The 15917-nt window shown below is 58.2% G+C and carries 14 protein-coding genes; 9 read left to right on the top strand and 5 right to left on the bottom strand.

The features are described from left to right. Nucleotides 1-157: 157 nt before the first annotated feature. The 5 genes from AC07W7_RS19000 to AC07W7_RS18980 all read right to left on the bottom strand — a co-directional run bounded on the left by AC07W7_RS19000 (nt 158) and on the right by AC07W7_RS18980 (nt 6838). The gene (locus AC07W7_RS19000) at nt 158-1171 is read right to left on the bottom strand and encodes a sensor domain-containing diguanylate cyclase (RefSeq protein ID WP_076962770.1); all 1014 of its coding nucleotides are present in this window, start codon (nt 1169-1171) and stop codon (nt 158-160) included. 133 nt (nt 1172-1304) lie between these two features. After that, nucleotides 1305-3242, bottom strand: coding sequence for an alkaline phosphatase D family protein (locus AC07W7_RS18995; RefSeq protein ID WP_495039899.1), 1938 nt, complete (start codon nt 3240-3242; stop codon nt 1305-1307). A gap of 167 nt (nt 3243-3409) precedes the next feature. Then, complete coding sequence (locus AC07W7_RS18990) at nt 3410-5650, bottom strand: ATP-binding protein (protein WP_495039898.1); 2241 nt, start codon at nt 5648-5650, stop codon at nt 3410-3412. Continuing rightward, complete coding sequence (locus AC07W7_RS18985; RefSeq protein WP_495039897.1) at nt 5647-6258, bottom strand: biliverdin-producing heme oxygenase; 612 nt, start codon at nt 6256-6258, stop codon at nt 5647-5649. The genes AC07W7_RS18990 and AC07W7_RS18985 overlap by 4 nt, the downstream gene beginning before the upstream one ends. 202 nt (nt 6259-6460) lie before the next feature. Then, nucleotides 6461-6838 carry a response regulator gene (locus tag AC07W7_RS18980; RefSeq protein WP_076962766.1) on the bottom strand — a complete coding sequence of 126 codons (378 nt, stop codon included), beginning with the start codon at nt 6836-6838 and terminating at the stop codon, nt 6461-6463. A 191-nt stretch (nt 6839-7029) separates the two neighbouring features. Here AC07W7_RS18980 and AC07W7_RS18975 point away from each other — a divergent pair, with 191 nt between their 5' ends. The 9 genes from AC07W7_RS18975 (at nt 7030) to AC07W7_RS18935 (ending at nt 15899) form a co-directional block, all read left to right on the top strand. Continuing rightward, the gene (locus AC07W7_RS18975) at nt 7030-7962 is read left to right on the top strand and encodes a hypothetical protein (protein ID WP_495039896.1); all 933 of its coding nucleotides are present in this window, start codon (nt 7030-7032) and stop codon (nt 7960-7962) included. Between the two features lie 204 nt (nt 7963-8166). After that, nucleotides 8167-8727: a hypothetical protein gene (locus AC07W7_RS18970; RefSeq protein ID WP_169897799.1), complete on the top strand. Its 561-nt coding sequence runs from the start codon at nt 8167-8169 to the stop codon at nt 8725-8727. Nucleotides 8728-8767: 40 nt separating this feature from the next. Then, entirely contained in the window at nt 8768-9151 is a 384-nt protein-coding gene (locus tag AC07W7_RS18965; protein ID WP_076962764.1) for a c-type cytochrome, read from the top strand. A 395-nt stretch (nt 9152-9546) separates the two neighbouring features. Next, nucleotides 9547-10266 carry a helix-turn-helix transcriptional regulator gene (locus tag AC07W7_RS18960; RefSeq protein ID WP_169897798.1) on the top strand — a complete coding sequence of 240 codons (720 nt, stop codon included), beginning with the start codon at nt 9547-9549 and terminating at the stop codon, nt 10264-10266. Between the two features lie 155 nt (nt 10267-10421). Beyond that, nucleotides 10422-11024: an acyl-homoserine-lactone synthase gene (locus tag AC07W7_RS18955; protein WP_169897797.1), complete on the top strand. Its 603-nt coding sequence runs from the start codon at nt 10422-10424 to the stop codon at nt 11022-11024. A gap of 180 nt (nt 11025-11204) precedes the next feature. Beyond that, nucleotides 11205-11825, top strand: a complete 621-nt coding sequence (gene ribA, locus AC07W7_RS18950; RefSeq protein WP_076962761.1) for a GTP cyclohydrolase II RibA — start codon at nt 11205-11207, stop codon at nt 11823-11825. Next, nucleotides 11822-13504 (top strand): WD40 repeat domain-containing protein, encoded by a 1683-nt coding sequence (locus AC07W7_RS18945; RefSeq protein WP_083743058.1) that lies wholly within the window; start codon nt 11822-11824, stop codon nt 13502-13504. The genes ribA and AC07W7_RS18945 overlap by 4 nt, the downstream gene beginning before the upstream one ends. Before the next feature lie 149 nt (nt 13505-13653). Continuing rightward, nucleotides 13654-14538 (top strand): formylglycine-generating enzyme family protein, encoded by an 885-nt coding sequence (locus AC07W7_RS18940; RefSeq protein ID WP_169867333.1) that lies wholly within the window; start codon nt 13654-13656, stop codon nt 14536-14538. Next, complete coding sequence (locus tag AC07W7_RS18935; RefSeq protein WP_495039895.1) at nt 14535-15899, top strand: MATE family efflux transporter; 1365 nt, start codon at nt 14535-14537, stop codon at nt 15897-15899. Before AC07W7_RS18940 ends, AC07W7_RS18935 begins: the two co-directional genes overlap by 4 nt. Nucleotides 15900-15917 lie beyond the last annotated feature (18 nt).

Below are 15917 nucleotides of genomic sequence, written 5' to 3'. Positions count from 1 at the left end.
TGTTTTAAAGTTTAATATCGCCATAATAATTGCATATTTATGTTTTTGAGCTGACCTAGGCGCATTTCGTAGAAAATACAGCACAAAGTTCACTGGCCCTATCGCCGGCAAGCCGGCTCCAAGCGGGTGCATTGCGCAATTTTTGCGCCAGTGCGCGTTATTGCGAAACCCGGTCCTTGCCCGCGGCCTTGGACCGGTACAGCGCCTGGTCTGCCCGGGCCATCAGGTTGGCGGGCGATTCGCCATCGAGGCGCTGTACCACGCCCAGGCTCAAGGTCACCTTGAAGTCGCCCACGCTGGGCACGTCGAGGATGGCCAGGCGGATGCGCTCGGCCAGCATCCTGGCCACGTCCACAGTGCTTTTGGGCAGGATCACCATAAACTCATCGCCGCCCCAACGCGCCAGCAGGTCACCCTGGCGGACACAGTGTTCCAGGCGCTCGACCACCTGCAACAGGGTGGTATCGCCCACGGCGTGCCCGTGCTGGTCGTTGATCGACTTGAAGTCATCGACATCCATGGCAATCACGGACAACGGCAGGCGAAACCGCTGGGCGCGCTCGCACTCTTCCAGCAGGGCTTTTTCCAGGCGATAGCGGTTGGCGATCCGGGTCAGGGTATCGCGCTCGGCCAGGGAGCGGTTTTCGTCCAGTTGCAACTGCAGTTGCTGGTTGACCCGCGACAGTTCGCGGGTCCGTTCGGCCACCAGCGCCTCAAGGGATTGGTTGCGCCGCTCAAGTTGTTCCAGGGAGCGTTTGCGTTCATGGATGCTGCGGTGGGCACCGACCATGCGCCACACCGAGCCATCGGTATTGCGGGCGATGATGTAGCCGCGGTCTTCGATCCACAGCCAGGTGCCGTCTTTTTTGCGACAGCGGTATTGGGCTTGGTAGTGGGGCGTGCGGCTGTTGACGTAGTCGTCGAAGACTTTCATCACATGGGAGTAATCGTCGGGGTGGATCACGTTTTCCCAGGTGAAGACCGTGTTTTCCAGGGAGTGATGATCGTAGCCCAGCATTTCGTACCAGCCGGGGTTGCGATAGACAAACCCGGTATCGGCATTCCAGTACCAAATCCCATCGCTGACCAACTCCATGATGGCATGGACCAGGTCGGTATTACTGTCGAAAAGCTCACTTTTCAACGGATCCATATCGGATATATCGCCCATCTGCGCGCTCCCTGCGAGGATGCTGGCCCACTCTGGCCAGTCAGGTGTTAACGCCGATACTCCGTGGCTGGGCGTACTGTACAACGAGGTTTGACCGCAGAGAAAGAGGGCGAAAATTTGTGGCTAAACGCCATTATTCGCGGCGTCCAGGCGAGTGCGGTTCCACCATGCGCGTGGGGGGCGTGCCATTGGCGTTGTGCTGGTAAATCGCCTCGGGTTGCCCCTGTTCGTTGAAAAATACCTGGCCGATTCCCGCACTGTTCCACAGCCGTTCGCCGGCTTCGGCCTGTGCCGGGATATACGGCACCACCTGCATGCGGCGGCGCCGGGTCAGCCAGTTCAGGGGTGAGCGTGGCGAGTAGAGCCAGCGGTTGATGCGGTCGAACCATTCCAGCAGGCGGGGCGGGAATTGGTTCTTGATACCGCTGCTGGTGATCTGCCAGATATGCGGCCCGGCATTGCGATGACGGATCAGCACTTCGTAGACGAACGAGTAATGCACATCCCCCGACAGAATCACGTAGTTACCCGGGGTGCGCGAATGGCGGAAGATATTCAGGATCACCTGGGCGGCGCCACGGTGGGCCATCCAGTTTTCCGCATCGACCAGCAGCGGATAACCGCACCAACTGAAGACTTTCTGCACCGTCTCGATCAGCTTGACGCCAAAGATCGGTGCGGGTGAAACGATGATCGCCGATGGGTGGTCGAGCAGCGCCTGTTGCAGCTCGCTCAAGGCTTCCCAGTCCAACAGGCCGGACGGTTGCTTGAGGGTGAACTCACTGCGCCAGCGCCGCGTACGGGTGTCGATCACCACCAGCGCCGGGGTGGTGGGCAGCACGTAGTGCCACTGCTGGAAGGTCAGCAGTTCTTCGAGCAACTGGTCCTGGGCGGGGGCGGGCAGATGATTGCCGTGGTGCTGGGCCGTTGCGCTCAGGGCCAGGGTTTTGTCCACGAGCTGGGCGAAGGCATCGGGGTTGTTGCCCCAGCCCTGGCAGAGCATATAGGCGAGCAAGGCATTGCCGATGATGCGCTTGGAGAACGGGTGGCCATAGGCGGTCTGTTCCCATTGGGCGCTGAGGTTCCAGTCATCGGTGATGTCGTGATCATCGAAGATCATCAGGCACGGTATATGGGCGAACACCCGGGCCACCCCGGCCAGGCCATCGCGAAACTTATCCACAGGGACCTGTTCGCGGGCGTAGCGTGCCTGGTCTTCAGGCGTTAACCGGGCGGGAGGTTGCGGGGCGATCAGGGTCCAGGGGGTTGGCGACCAGACCAGCAGGTACATCGCCATCACTTCGGCGAAGGTCACCAGGTGGTTGTCGGCGCTGCTGCTGGTAAAGATCGGTTTTTTCACCCCGCCAAAAAAGCGTTCGCGCAGGGTCTCGTTGCTCTCCAGGGCCGGCAACAGGTCGGCGCGATGGTAGTAGCTGGCGGGGTGGCCGTAGAGCCTGGTGCTGTCGTCCACCACGGCGCCATCGAGGTGTTCATCGAACAGGCCCAGGCGCGCAATCAGCCCATGAATGGCACGCAGCATCGGCCCGGCCACATCGTCGGCATACACCTGGTCGCCACTCATCATCAACAGGGCCGGGCGCTGGGCCAGGCTGCGGTCCTCGGCCAGCAGGCGATCGGCGCACAGCAGGCCTTCATCGGCGTAATGGTGGGGTTTGCGGCAAGAGCCGTGCAGCAACTGGTGGATACGGCTGTGCAGGATAAAATCCGGGGCCTGGGCATTGGCGTACAGCAGGTGCGGTGCCCATTGGGCGATACCGGTTCCATCCTTGAGCAGCAGGTCATAGTGGATGGGCACGTCCTGGGGCAGCGGCGTGGCCAGCGACACATCGATCAGGTGGATAAACGCTGCGCGGCCGACGGCAATGACCTGGCACTGTGTGGCGTCGAGGGCGATGTCCAGGGACTGTTGCTGCCCGTCCTGGCTGAACTGCAACCGCAAGGTCAATGCCAGCGCGCGACTGCCCACCAGCCACAACACCAGACGGCCCGGCTCCAGGCGGCGCAACAAGGGGCCGGCGAGGACGGCGGGCAAAGTGTCGGGTTGCAGCATGGAAACACGGCTCTGTTCGGGGGTGGACTGGATAGCTTAACGCAGTGGATGTCGGTGTTTTGTCAACGTAACAAACGGCTCGCCGCCCCATCTGTAGGCGTCGGCTTGCCGACGGAAATCGTCAATGATAATGCGGGGGGCCTGCTGCCCCGGCGTACACCGCCAGGTCAGCGTGGAGGCTGCACCACCTTGGGCACGGTAAAGCGAAATTCACTGCCACGCCCCAGCTCGCTTTCGGCCTCGATCCGCCCGCCGTGGGCCTTGACGATGCCCTGGGTGATGTACAGCCCAAGGCCGCTGCCCGTGGGGTTGTTTTCGGTCAGGGTCCAATAGCGATCAAACACATGGGGCAGTTGGTCAGGGGCAATGCCTTCGCCGGAGTCGCGCACCGCAAACACAATTTCTTCGCCATTGCTCATCGCCGAAATCCCGATCTTGCCCAGGCGCGGGGTGAACTTGATGGCGTTGCCGATCAGGTTCGACAGCACCTGGAACAAACGCTCCGGGTCGGCATTGATTTGCAGGCCGGGCTCGGCGTTGAACGACAGGTCCACCCCCTTTTCCAGGGCCAGGGGCGCCAGCAGCGAATAGGCCTCTTCAAAGATCTGGCTGACATCCAGCGGCACCGGCCTGACGGTGTAGCGGCCGGCTTCGATCTTGGAGGTGTCGAGCAAATCCTCCAGCAACACATTCATGCGCCCGGCGGCTTGCTGCATGGTGTCGATGGCCGAGGAAATCCGCCGCGAAGTGTGGGTGCCGTCAGAGCTGAACGCCTTTTGCATCATGCCGCACAGCATCGAGATCACGGTCATCGGGTTGCGCAGGTCGTGGGACACCACCGCCACCAGTTCATCCCGGGCGCGCACGGCCTGTTGTTCGCGCAGGACCTGGCGGGCCAGGTCGTTTTCCAGGGCCGAGCGGCGCAGGTCGTTGGCGGCAAAACGGTCGCCGGGGCTCCACTTGCTGGCGATGCCGGCCATTTCCACCTTCCAGATTTCAAACGAGGTGCGTGGGCGAAGGCGCAGGCCAGCGTCGGAGTTTTCCAGGGCCAGCGGTTTCTTCGGGTCGCCGCTCCACTGGATGCTCTCTTTGACTTCCGGGCGGAACCACAGCACACCGTTGTCCACCGGCTTGGGCAAGCTTATGGCCAGGACGCCGCTGGCCACTGCCGGGTAGTGTGCGGCGGGCGGGTAGACCGCCGCCAGGTGGTGGCTGGCAAATACCGGCTGCGCGGTTTCCTGCAGCCATTTATGCAAGGCGCGGATCTGCGAAGGCTCCGGGCAGTTGCCGTAGCGTTGCAGTTGCTGGCCTTCAATGATCGCCACGCCACTGGCCTGCACCAAGTCCATCAGTACTTGCGGGCATTGGGCCAGGCCGTCGAATACTGTGTTCGATGATGCGTCCATCGCCTGGTTGAGCACGCCCAGGGCCTCGACTTTTTCCTCGCGCTGGCGGCTGATATCCAGGGCTTCCATGGCACTGATCTGCAATGACAGCACCTGGCCGATGGTCTGGCAGGTGGTGCGCAGTTCGTTGGGCACGTGCAGCGGCTCGCGGTTGCCGCAACTGATCAGGCCCCACAAGGTGTCGCCCTTCATCAGCGAGATGCTCATGGACGACAGCACCCCCATGTTTTTCATGTACTGGCAGTGGATCGGCGACACGCTGCGCAGGGTGGCGAAGCTCAGATCCAGCGGCTGCCCGGTGTCCGGGCGCAGTTTGGGCAGCAGGGGCACCGGCTCGTAGTCGGCATTGGGGATGATCCGCAGCCAATTGGTGCGGTACAACTCGCGGGCTTGTTCCGGGATGTCGGACGCGGGGAAGAACAGGCCGTTGAACAGCTCCATGGATGGCGCGGACGCTTCGGCGATGACCTGGCCGTGGCCTTCCTCTTCAAAGCGGTAAATCAACACCCGGTCATAGCCGGTCATGGCCTGGATTTCGTTCACGCTGATTTCGTACAGCGCTTGCAGGGTTTTCGCCGACTGCAAGCGTTGCAACATCTTGCCCAGATTACTGGTGCGACCCTGCACGGGTTTGGGCTGGAAATGCTTGGCGCGTGGCTCGAACTCCAGCACCAGCACACCTTGATGGCGATGCAACAGGCCTTCAAACTCGCCACCGTTGAGGGTGACGTGCAGCGGCGGAGTGTCGATAGCGCTGGGTTGGCTGGCCATCTGCCGCACAGCGTGGGTGTTTTCTGCGCCCAGCAGCGTATCCAGTGGCTGGCCGAGCAAGGTCTCGGGCTGGTGATTGAACAGGCTGGCGACGTTGGCGCTGACTTGCATGATCAGCAGGTCCGGTTCGCGCAGGGTCAGCAGCACGCCGTGGGGCTGGATCGCACCGGGAAAACGGATGGGCTCGTCGGCACAGTTGGCCAGCAGTTCTTCAAAATCCTCGGGTTTCATAGCAGTACCTCCCGGCTGTCGAGCCATTGCTCAAAACAGCTGAATGTCGAGCAGGCCGCGTCCACCGCCTGGCGACGGCTTATGTCGTCCAGCGGGATGCGGCCCAGGTAGTCGAGAAAGTCTTTCCAGCGCCGACCGGTCTCGGCGCCGTATACATTGAGAAAGGCGCCGCCATTGCTGGCATCCAGCGCCAGGCGCCGGGCCATCTCCCGGCGCAATACCTGGCCGCCGAGGGTGGCGCCTTCCAGCACATACAACGCACCCAGGCAGGCGGCTGGGGTGTCGAGGCGTGGCAGGCAAGGGCTGAGGGGCAAGGCGCCAAGCGCCTGGCTGGACAGGCCCAGGGCCGTCAGGTCGGTGCACAAGGTTGGCGTTTTCACACGTAGAGCCTGATCGAATCCGACTGGAATCAAGGCGCTGTCGTAGAGCCGGGTTTCCATTGGCCGGTAGAAACCATAGTAAGCCTCAAGCAAGCGGCGATACCTGTCGGCATCCAGCTGCGCAGAAAAAAACGGCAAGCGTTTTTCCAGGGCCACATGGAGCAGGGCTGTGCCCGAGCGCAAGGCTTCAAGCAGAGAGGGCACCTCGACGTCATGGGCCTGATGCATGCAATAACTCGGACTGGTCGACCAGGGCGGGCCATGGCTGACACGTGGGTGAAGGGTGGGTAACGATTCTATACACCCTGCCGTCTGTATCTGAGAAGTTATGATGAAAAATCTGATGTTGTTGTCAGAAAAATAACCATCTACTCAAAAACAGACCTCCCACGCTGTCGCGAAGTTCGATTGCTGCGATGTTGCGACGCGATCAGTGTAGGGCGGGGCCCTGCACCAACGCGGCCTGCACACAGTCAAGCAGGCGCTCGGTGCTCCAGGGCTTGGGCAAGAATTTCACGGTGCAGCCCAATTGTGCGGCCATGACCGTATTGCCCGAGGTCAGTACCACCGGCAAGGATGGCCAGCGGTGGGCCACGACCCTGCTCAGGTCATACCCGTTGAGCAGGCCGGGCATCTGGATATCGCTGACGATCAGGTCCACCGGATCACTGGTTCTCTCCAGAAAAATCATCCCTTCATCGGCCGAGGGGAATGAGGTCACCCGCGCGCCGAACTCCTCCAGTACATCCACCATCAGCGAGCGAATGATCTCGTCGTCTTCCAATACCAATATCGATGGCTGAGCCATGATCCTTACTCCACCATCTGGGTTGAGTAAGGTGGAGTGGCCCGCCGGGGGATAGGTTCGACTGGATGTTTTTTATTCGATGGGTGGTCATTTGATTACATGACGGCGTGGGTAAACCGCCGTGGCTTGCAGACTGCGCGGGGGATCAGCCAGGATGTGCACCGCGCACATTCACAGCAAGGGATGCCAGTGTGAAAGAAATGATCGGGGCGTTGATCGTCGTTGCCACCGTGGTGTTTGGCTGCACCGGGGTGTTGGCCGCCGTCGCGCTGGCCACCAAGAAAAGCCGCCTGGAAATACTCCAGACCTTGAGCGGCATGAGTCTGGGTCGCGACCGGTTTATCGGGATCGCCCGGTTGTGGGCCAACCTCTTCCTGCGCGTGTTCGGGCAAACGTACCTGGCCAGGCGCCAGTTGATCAGCATCCCGCTGTACACCTTGCTGGTGTCGCTGGTGTTTTTTGCGGTGTGGCTGCTGGACCTCTACTTGTTTAAAAATCCCGAGCACGTGTTCAATGTGCTGCCGCCGCCCAACGTGCTGCAGGCCATCAAGGACTTCTATGGCAAGGGCCTGCTGGTGGCGATTGTGATCGACTGCGTGACCATCCAGTTGACCAAATGGAGCATCAACGTGGGGACGCGCCGCGGGTTTGGTTCGTGGCGGTTCCAGGGGTGCTTTTCGGCGACGATTGCCTTGGCCTACCTGCTGTTCAGCGTGGCGGTCTACTGGTTTCGCTGGTCGGATGCGAACGAGCTGTATGCCTTGTTGCCCGCCGACGAAGTGCGACCGACGATTGCGTTCAACCCGCTGCGCAATGTGCTGTATTCCATAGCGCTGTTTCAGCCCGTGACGTTTATCTACGCCACGTCCGAAGGCCTTATCTCCAGTTACTTCATGCCCGAGCCGATCCTGTTCTACTGCGCGGTTACCGGAACCCTCTCACTGTTGACCATCAGCGTGGCCTATCAATTTGCTCGAGGTGCTGACCTGCTGCGACGGTTGTGCATGGGCTTTGTCAGCCACGTCGGCACGCCCCGGACCAACGCCATGAGTGTGGTGGTGTTGATGCTGCTGGGGCTGGTGTTGGTGCCGTTGTGCCTGATGGCGCTCTATCTGGCAGTCTGAAGATTCGGCCTGAGCAGGTACTGGCACCGACCACCATGGTTTTCATCGAGCTGTCGGACAGTGCGCATGCAAATAGAGGGCGGGGATGATGGCAATTAAATGGCTGTGCCCCAGTGTTGTACGGGGGCAGGGCGAGATTTTTCTTCGGTTGATTTAGAATGATGGCTCTTTGCTATTTACCTGGTCGACATTTAAGGAAGAAAAATGAAACGGATCGAGCGCGACTTCATCACCCTGTTCAATTGCCTGTGGTATCAGGATTTTCCGGTGGAGGTCGATGCCGTCACCAACCGTGCCGGCTGGACCATTCATGTGGGGCTGGTAATGCGCCAATGCGCCAAGTTGCTCGGTGCACGTGCTTATTTTGAACAGGGCGGGCGCACGGATGCGGTCCTGAAATACCCAGACAAGAGCATTCTGTCCAACGTCGAATGGGAATGGGTCCAGTCCCACAACGACAAAGTGGATGAAATCAGCAAACTGTTTAAAAGCCATGAAAAGGCGGCGTTCTCCACGTTCGTGTCCTACAGCACCAAAGGCCATTTGCCCGAAGCTATCGAAAAGGCTTCCAAACTCTGGGCCAAGGCCAGCACGCCGTTGATTTTCTTTGTCGTGACCTTTGAGTCGGTCGGGCGCGACCGGCACTTCCTGGAACTGCAAACGCACTTTTTCAGCCGTGGCAAACATAAAAAAATCCGCTCGCAGCCCGCCCTGCCTTGGCAGATCAACCGCGCACGTTTCAACAACGTGGACGAGGATCAGTAAACAACAGGCATAATCGCGCTTTTGCTGCCTGGAGCCCGCGATGAAGCTCGCTGCCTTGCTGACCCTTTTATTCACTGCCATGTGCTTCAACACTTCGGCGGCGGCGGCAGGCGATGCCGAGGCCGGCGCCAGGCTGTTCACCAAGACCTGTGGCGGTTGCCACAGTGTCGGGCTCAACGCGCGCGGCGGTTTCGGGCCACAGCTCAACGGGGTGATCGGGCGGCTGGCGGGGAGCACGGCGGACTATCAGTATTCCGACGCGATGAAAAATTCGGGCGTGGTGTGGACGCGGGAAACCCTCGCGGCCTATATCGAGAACCCGAAGAAAGTGGTGAGCGGCACCCGCATGATTTTCTGGGGGATCAGCGATCAGGAGAAGATCGAGAATCTGCTGGCATACCTTCAGACGTTCTCGGCGCAATAACCCCCCATCCCACGTCCCCCAAAAACATCCAACCCGGCCTATCCGTCACCGGCAAGGTCACTTGGTTCATATGTCTTGTTGAATCCTCAGGTGGCGCTGAAAAGTCCAGCGGTAACCGTCGATTGCCTGGGTGCTTGCGAAGGTCGTATACCTCAGCTAGCTTGCTCATCGTCGGTTCGCAATGATCAGGCTATATCAGGAGCTGTGAGTGTGCATGGATGCCAAGTGTTTCGTAGAAGTACATATATCACAAGGTACTTATCTGCATTGCCTATGGCAGGGCTGATCCATCGGTGCTATTGGCCATAAGTTAAAGTCGTATTTATAGCCATCATTATTAGGAATCCACCAGTAATTGGTCGGGTAATTACTACAATACCTAAGGTGATCATCAAATGGACTTTATTGATGAGCTTGCGCGATTGAATAAATTGGAAACCCAGGAGCAGTGGTTTTCAGCTATTGAAAAAATGAACGACAAGTACGGATTTTCCCGGGTCCTGATCGGGTTGTTGCCAAAATATGATGCCGAGTTGAGTACGGCGATGATTGTCAGCAACTATCCCATGGCCTGGCGAAATCAATATGATCAATTGCGCTATGCCACGATTGATCCTGTGGTGATTTATTCGTTTCAAAACGTCCGGCCCGTTGTCTGGGATGAGTCGTTGTATTGCACCCCGCGCCAACGTGAGTTTCGGGAAGAGGCCAGCGCTTATGGACTTTCCCGGGGGGTTACATTTCCCCTGCATGGGCCGCAGGGGCAGTTCGGTACTTTCAGCCTGGCGGTTGATGCCCAGGATATTGCGGGCACAACTCGGCATATCAATGCCATGATTCCGAAGCTGTCTATTCTTAAAGACGTGATTTTGCAAAGTGCTTTGGACAATGCGGGCAAGTTGAATGGTGCCAAGGTGATTTCCCTGACAAGTCGTGAGAAAGAGATTCTCAAGTGGTGTGCCGTCGGGAAAAGCTCGTGGGATATTTCCAGGATCTGTGGTTGTTCGGAGGCCAATATCAATTATCACTTTGCGAGCATCAACACCAAGTTTGGCGTTGCGTCCCGCCGGGCGGCTGCGGTCAAGGCGGTTTCGCTCGGGCTGATCAGCCTCTAGCGCCCCCAGAGCCCTCCAGGCGGTGGGTTCACGGGGCGGGGTAACCTGCCATCATGCATTGGATCCAAAATCAGTGCAACTGGTTACCCTGCTAGTGTGACAGTCCGGTGAAGGTGGATAGATTGAGGTTTAAGTAATCGCAGGGAGGGAATCCAGTGCATTTCACAATCGGCCGGCGGCATGAAATAGACAGTGAGCAACTGTGCGCCATGCATAGGTTGCGCGCAGATGTTTTTAAAAAGCGTAAGGGCTGGGATGTCGCGATCATTGCCGATATGGAAATTGATGGCTATGACGCACTGGAGCCTCTCTACATGCTGATCCAGGAGGGTGGAGGCAGTGAGATCAAAGGGTGCTGGCGTATCTTGCCAACGACAGGCCCGTATATGCTCAGGGACACTTTCTCCGAACTGCTGGAAGGACGGCCTGCGCCGGTTTCGTCCCAGGTATGGGAGCTCAGTCGATTTGCCGTGACACCTCGATACCCTGGCAACAAGGGGTTTTCCGATTTTACCCTGGAGGCTGTAAAGGCCATCGTTGCCTATGGCATCGAGCAACATATCCAGCGTTATGTGACGGTGACAACCGTTGCGGTAGAGCGGATGTTGATCCGGGCAGGCCTGGTCATCACCCGGCTGGGTCCGGTGCGGGCCATTGGCAAGGAAAAAGCGATTGCCCTTGAAATTGACTTGGGCGCGGTGACTCAACGTGCGCTGTTTGGCGTACCCAAGAATTGTTGTGGCGCTACGCTGCAGTAGTTAAGGGGCCGCAGCGTGGCGGCCATAACAATCTGTCGGCATCGGTATCCAGAGTACGAAACTTCAAGTCATTAGAAGTGCTGTGCCCGGCTTGGTTTGTCTGCGTGTATGTACTCTTCCTATAAAAAGCTGCAGGGCGAATCGCCTTGCCGAATAACTGTCGTCCAGGGAAACAATAAAATGGCTACGATTATTAAGGAAGTCGATATACCACTCATGTTGGACAGTGAAGTGGTTGCCACTTTCATTTCATTCGATGAATTGAAAGATCCTGTTGAACATATTGCTATTCGGTTGGGTGGGTTCAAGGCGGGCGGTCATAAATTACCGTTGGTTCGGTTGCATTCCGAGTGTTTGACCGGCGATATCTTTCACTCCATGAAGTGCGACTGTGGCGATCAACTTTCCGAGTCGCTGCGCCTGATTAACGAAGTGGGCGGGTATTTGATTTACCTGCGCCAGGAAGGGCGAGGCATCGGTTTATATAAAAAGCTCGAAGCCTATGCATTGCAGCAGCATTCAGGTGTGGACACCTACGAAGCCAATAATATGCTCGGCTTCGCCGATGACTTGCGCGATTACTTTGATGCGGCACAGATGCTCAAGGCATTGGGCTGCCCGAAGATAATCCTGTTGACGAATAACCCGGAAAAAGAACTGCAGTTGAGAAACCTGGGTATTGAAATTACCGAGGTCAAATCTACGTCCATGCATATTGGCAAACATAATGCGGGATATATAAAAGCAAAAATAGAAGTCACCCATCACCAGTTCACTGCACAGGCGGAGGTTTCTCAATGATTCAGCATCAGGCACCTATCAGCGGTCTCTCATTGTTTGGGCAGCAGTACATTGCAACGGCAGGCTACGATAACCAGATTATTTTGTGGAATGCCCAAACACGCCAACCCTTGCAGCGCGGCTGGCATGATCACTTGGCCAACTATTGCGATTTTTCCCCGGACGGCAGCCTGTTGGTGACGGCCAGCAGTGATGGGTCGACCCGTCTATGGAGCGTGCCTGAGTTCAAGTTGCAATGTGTCATGACCAGCCACAGCGATGACGTCATGCAGGCCAAGTTCTCGCCGGATGGTGAAAAAATAGCCAGTTGCTCTTACGACAGCAGTTTGTCGGTGCACCATAAAAACGGCAACTTCATCTGCAAGATGCAGGGGCATAGCGGCCTGGTAGAGAGTTTCGACTGGACAGCCGACAGCCAGCAGCTATTGTCCTGCGGCACCGATGGAACCATTCGTGCCTGGGATGCGGCCACAGGGGAGTGCCTGGCGATCAAGGAGACCGAAGGCCACGACATGGACGCCCTGGTGACCCTCTCGGCCGGGGTTTTTATCGTTGGCAATAACGACGGCGAACTCCAGGTCATCAGTGGCAATACGGTGTTAAGTACCTACAAGGGGCACCGTTCCAGCGTCAAGAAACTGGTGAAGTCAAAGTTCGACAATAGCCTGCTGAGCCTGGGGTATGACGGGGTCGCGGTGTTGTGGTCGATCGAAGGCCACACCTTGGTGGAGTGGAAGCGTTCGGAGTATCCGAAGGAAATCTGGGCGCGCTCGGCGGAGTTTCAGAGCCGCGACAAAATCTATTTCGCAACGTTTGGCTCGACGTTCGCCATTTGGGATATCGCCCGCAACCATTGGGACCTCGAGGGTTTTGTGCCCTCGGCCAGCTTGAACTCGGTGTATGCGGCAGACGGGGTTGTCTACAGTATTGGCGATGCCGGTCTGTTGAAGGCCGATGGCAAAGACATGGGCGGGCCGCAATCGCTGTGCAACTTTGTGCTGAAAAGCGGACCGGTCCTGGTGTGCGGCGGGCAGACCGGACAAGTGTTCGATGTCCTGAAAAACCGAGTTGCCTATGCCCACCACGCGCCCCTCAACTGTGGGGTGAACTTTGAGCTCGACGGTGAACAACGCCTGGCTGTGGGCAGTTATTCCGGCGATATCATCATCTTCAAGATCAATGACCGACACCTGGAGTTTGTGTCCTGCCACAAGATTCATGAAAACGCGATCAAGGGTATTTCGCTGCATGGCAACTGCCTGTACACCGGGTGTGCCGATGGTGAGATCGGGGTCACGGATATCCGCACTTACGAGGTGGTCAACAAGATTACCCATGCCCATGAAGGCATCTTGAATGACCTCTGCTCTTATGCGCACGGGGTTGCCACGGTGTCCCGGGACCTGACCCTGAAGTTATGGGGGGAGCCGAGGGCGACGATTCCCAGCCGGCATACCCACTCTATCAAGTGCATTGCGTCCAACAGCGACGGCAACTTTATCGCCACCGGCAGTTATGGCGGCACCGTCGATATTTATGACTGCACGGCCCGGCAATGGCTGGGCAATGTGCGCAAAGTCAGTGCGGCGGGAATTTCTTCCCTGACCTGGGATGACGCCAAACAGCGCTTCCTGGCGTCGTCCTATGACGGTCGTATTTATGCCGTCGAGCTTGGCTGACCTTCAACTTTCAGCGTGGACTTACAACCATGAATGCACGAGAAAAAGTAGTTGTCGCAGAAAAGTGTACGGTGACCTCGCCACTCGATCCCTGTGAGCAACCTGCGGCTTATCAACCTCAAACCGGGTTGCTCGAAACGTTGGCGCGGATGAGCCGTTTTTGCGAAACGCCAGAGGCGGCGGCGTTACTGCGCAGCTTTGAGGCAGCGACAGACTTGTCCCGGCGCTTGCAATTGGGCATGGAGCTGGCGATCAAGGGCGACCCGAGGATCGTCGGTGGTGCGCTGAATCATTTGGTGGCGATTCCCGCAGGCGAGGCACGTATTGGTATCGACGAATCGCAAATCGATGCCGTGGTGCGTGAATATGCCGATGTGGGGGTTATTCGCGACTGGATTCTCAAGGAAGTACCCCGGCATACGGTGTCCCTGGCGGGCTTCAATATTTCAAAGTATCCGGTGACCAACCTGGAATACCTGGCGTTTTTACAGGATTGCCCCCATGCCGAAGTGCCTACGTCCTGGCCTTTGCGGGCATTTCCTCTGCACTACGCCAACCATCCGGTGTATTCGGTCAGCGCGAGCGCGGCGGATGCGTTCTGCACCTGGCTGTCGGCCAGGACTGGCCGGACCGTGCGCCTGCCTGACGAGGCGCAATGGGAATACGCCGCCGGTGCCGGGAGGTTTGAATACCCGTGGGGCAATGAGGCCCGGACCGAAAACGCCAATACCGCCGAGCTTGGGTTGTTGGCCACCACGCCGGTCGGCGTTTTCCCACAGGGTGCATCGCCGTTCGGCCTGATGGACATGGGGGGGAACGTCGAGGAGTACACGTCGAATGATTATGACGCGTACCCCAATGGTCCTTTTGTCATGGACGATTTGATCTCTGAGAACCGGCCGACCTATCGAATCACCCGGGGCGGTTGCTTTGGGCGTTTTGCCGATCTTTGCCGGGTGTCCAGGCGGCACGGGCTGAGCATTACCCCCTATGCCTCGCTGTATGCCGTGGGCTTCCGGGTGGTTGCCGAGTGAGACAGCCAGCGTCCGGGCCCCAGGACTGGTGGCGGTTGAGCAAAGAGATCAACAGCCAGGCCATGCACACCATGTTGTCGTTCAGTGCCCTGATGGTCGCGAACGCAATCGACATGGTGTTCATTGCCCACCTCGGTCATGAACCACTGACGGCAGCGAGTCTGGCCAGCCCTTTTATGTGGCTGATGAACACGATCGCCATGGGCATTGCCCTGGCGATCAGTGTGCATGTGTCCAAAGGGCAGGAAAGGGGCGGGGGCAACACGGTCATCGATGTGTTGCTGCCGGGCCTGCTGATGGGCGCCGCGGTCTATGGCGTGGTGCTGGTGGGCGTCGGCCTGAACCTTGAGGCCGTACTGGGTGCAATGGGGGCGGCACCACCGGTTTATGAGCAAAGTGAAGGTTATTTAAGGACATGGCTGTACGGCTTCATCATTACCCTCACGTTTGCCATTTCCACGGCGTATCTGCGGGGGCTGTCGTTATTCAAGACCCAGGCCGTGGTGGTCGCGGTGGTATGCCTGATGAACATCGTGCTCGATCCCCTGCTGATGTTTGGCGTGGGCGGTTTTGCCGGCTTCGGCCTGGTGGGTTCGGTGTATGCCGCCTGGCTGGCACAGGCCGGTGGGGCGCTGGTGTGCATCTACTTTGGCGTCAGGCATACCCGGGTCAGCGGCCCCGGCAAGCTGCGGGTGGGCCAGATGCTCAAGGCGGCGGGGAACATTTCCCGACTGGCCTGGGTGACCAGTTCCACGGCGACCTTCTGGCCGATCTCTGGAATCGTGGCCACTTATCTGATCTCGAAACTGGGGGATGCAGAAGTGGCAACCATGGGGGTTATTTCCAAGTTGCAGCCGCTGATCATGATTCCTGTCTGGGGGGTATCTGCGGTTACCACCGTGTTGTTGAGCAAGGCATTTGTTCAACAGCGCCATGACCAGGTGGGGATGATTTTCAAGTCCGGCTATGCCCTGGTGTTGATGTGGCAAACCGTCGTGGCCCTGCCGTTCATTGTCTTTGCCCAGCCGGTGGCGCGCTTTATGTTGGGTGGCTATGACGACGCGCTGCCCTTTGTGGTGACGTACTTGATGATCATCCCGATCACGGTATTCGGCCGGGGCATGCTGTACCTGGCTGTCCATGGGTTGCCAGCGATTGAAAGAGCCCGGACTGCCATGGCGGTTGACGCGCTGTACGTCCTGGTGCTCCACACCGGCTGCTATTGGCTGGGCTATCTGTTTAACGATTTCAATCTGGCGCTGCTGATGTTGCTGGCCTTGAACCTGCTGGGAGGCGTACTGGCTGTGTGGGTGTCCCAGCGCGCCCGGCGCACGCAACAGTGGCCACTGGAAACTATTTGATATTTACCGATGGGGGCA

Source organism: Pseudomonas sp. GW821-FHT01D09, from assembly GCF_059422465.1.
This window is presented reverse-complemented; position numbering and strand designations above follow the sequence as displayed.

Excerpts from the sequence above, each read along its gene's own strand:
- AC07W7_RS18985 (WP_495039897.1), bottom strand. The coding sequence starts at position 6,258 with ATGCATCAGGCCCATGACGTCGAGGTGCCCTCTCTGCTTGAAGCCTTG.
- AC07W7_RS18965 (WP_076962764.1), top strand. The coding sequence starts at position 8,768 with ATGAAGCTCGCTGCCTTGCTGACCCTTTTATTCACTGCCATGTGCTTC.
- AC07W7_RS18990 (WP_495039898.1), bottom strand. The coding sequence starts at position 5,650 with ATGAAACCCGAGGATTTTGAAGAACTGCTGGCCAACTGTGCCGACGAG.
- AC07W7_RS18995 (WP_495039899.1), bottom strand. The coding sequence starts at position 3,242 with ATGCTGCAACCCGACACTTTGCCCGCCGTCCTCGCCGGCCCCTTGTTG.
- AC07W7_RS18960 (WP_169897798.1), top strand. The coding sequence starts at position 9,547 with ATGGACTTTATTGATGAGCTTGCGCGATTGAATAAATTGGAAACCCAG.
- AC07W7_RS18970 (WP_169897799.1), top strand. The coding sequence starts at position 8,167 with ATGAAACGGATCGAGCGCGACTTCATCACCCTGTTCAATTGCCTGTGG.
- AC07W7_RS18945 (WP_083743058.1), top strand. The coding sequence starts at position 11,822 with ATGATTCAGCATCAGGCACCTATCAGCGGTCTCTCATTGTTTGGGCAG.
- ribA (WP_076962761.1), top strand. The coding sequence starts at position 11,205 with ATGGCTACGATTATTAAGGAAGTCGATATACCACTCATGTTGGACAGT.
- AC07W7_RS19000 (WP_076962770.1), bottom strand. The coding sequence starts at position 1,171 with ATGGGCGATATATCCGATATGGATCCGTTGAAAAGTGAGCTTTTCGAC.
- AC07W7_RS18940 (WP_169867333.1), top strand. The coding sequence starts at position 13,654 with ATGAGCCGTTTTTGCGAAACGCCAGAGGCGGCGGCGTTACTGCGCAGC.
- AC07W7_RS18980 (WP_076962766.1), bottom strand. The coding sequence starts at position 6,838 with ATGGCTCAGCCATCGATATTGGTATTGGAAGACGACGAGATCATTCGC.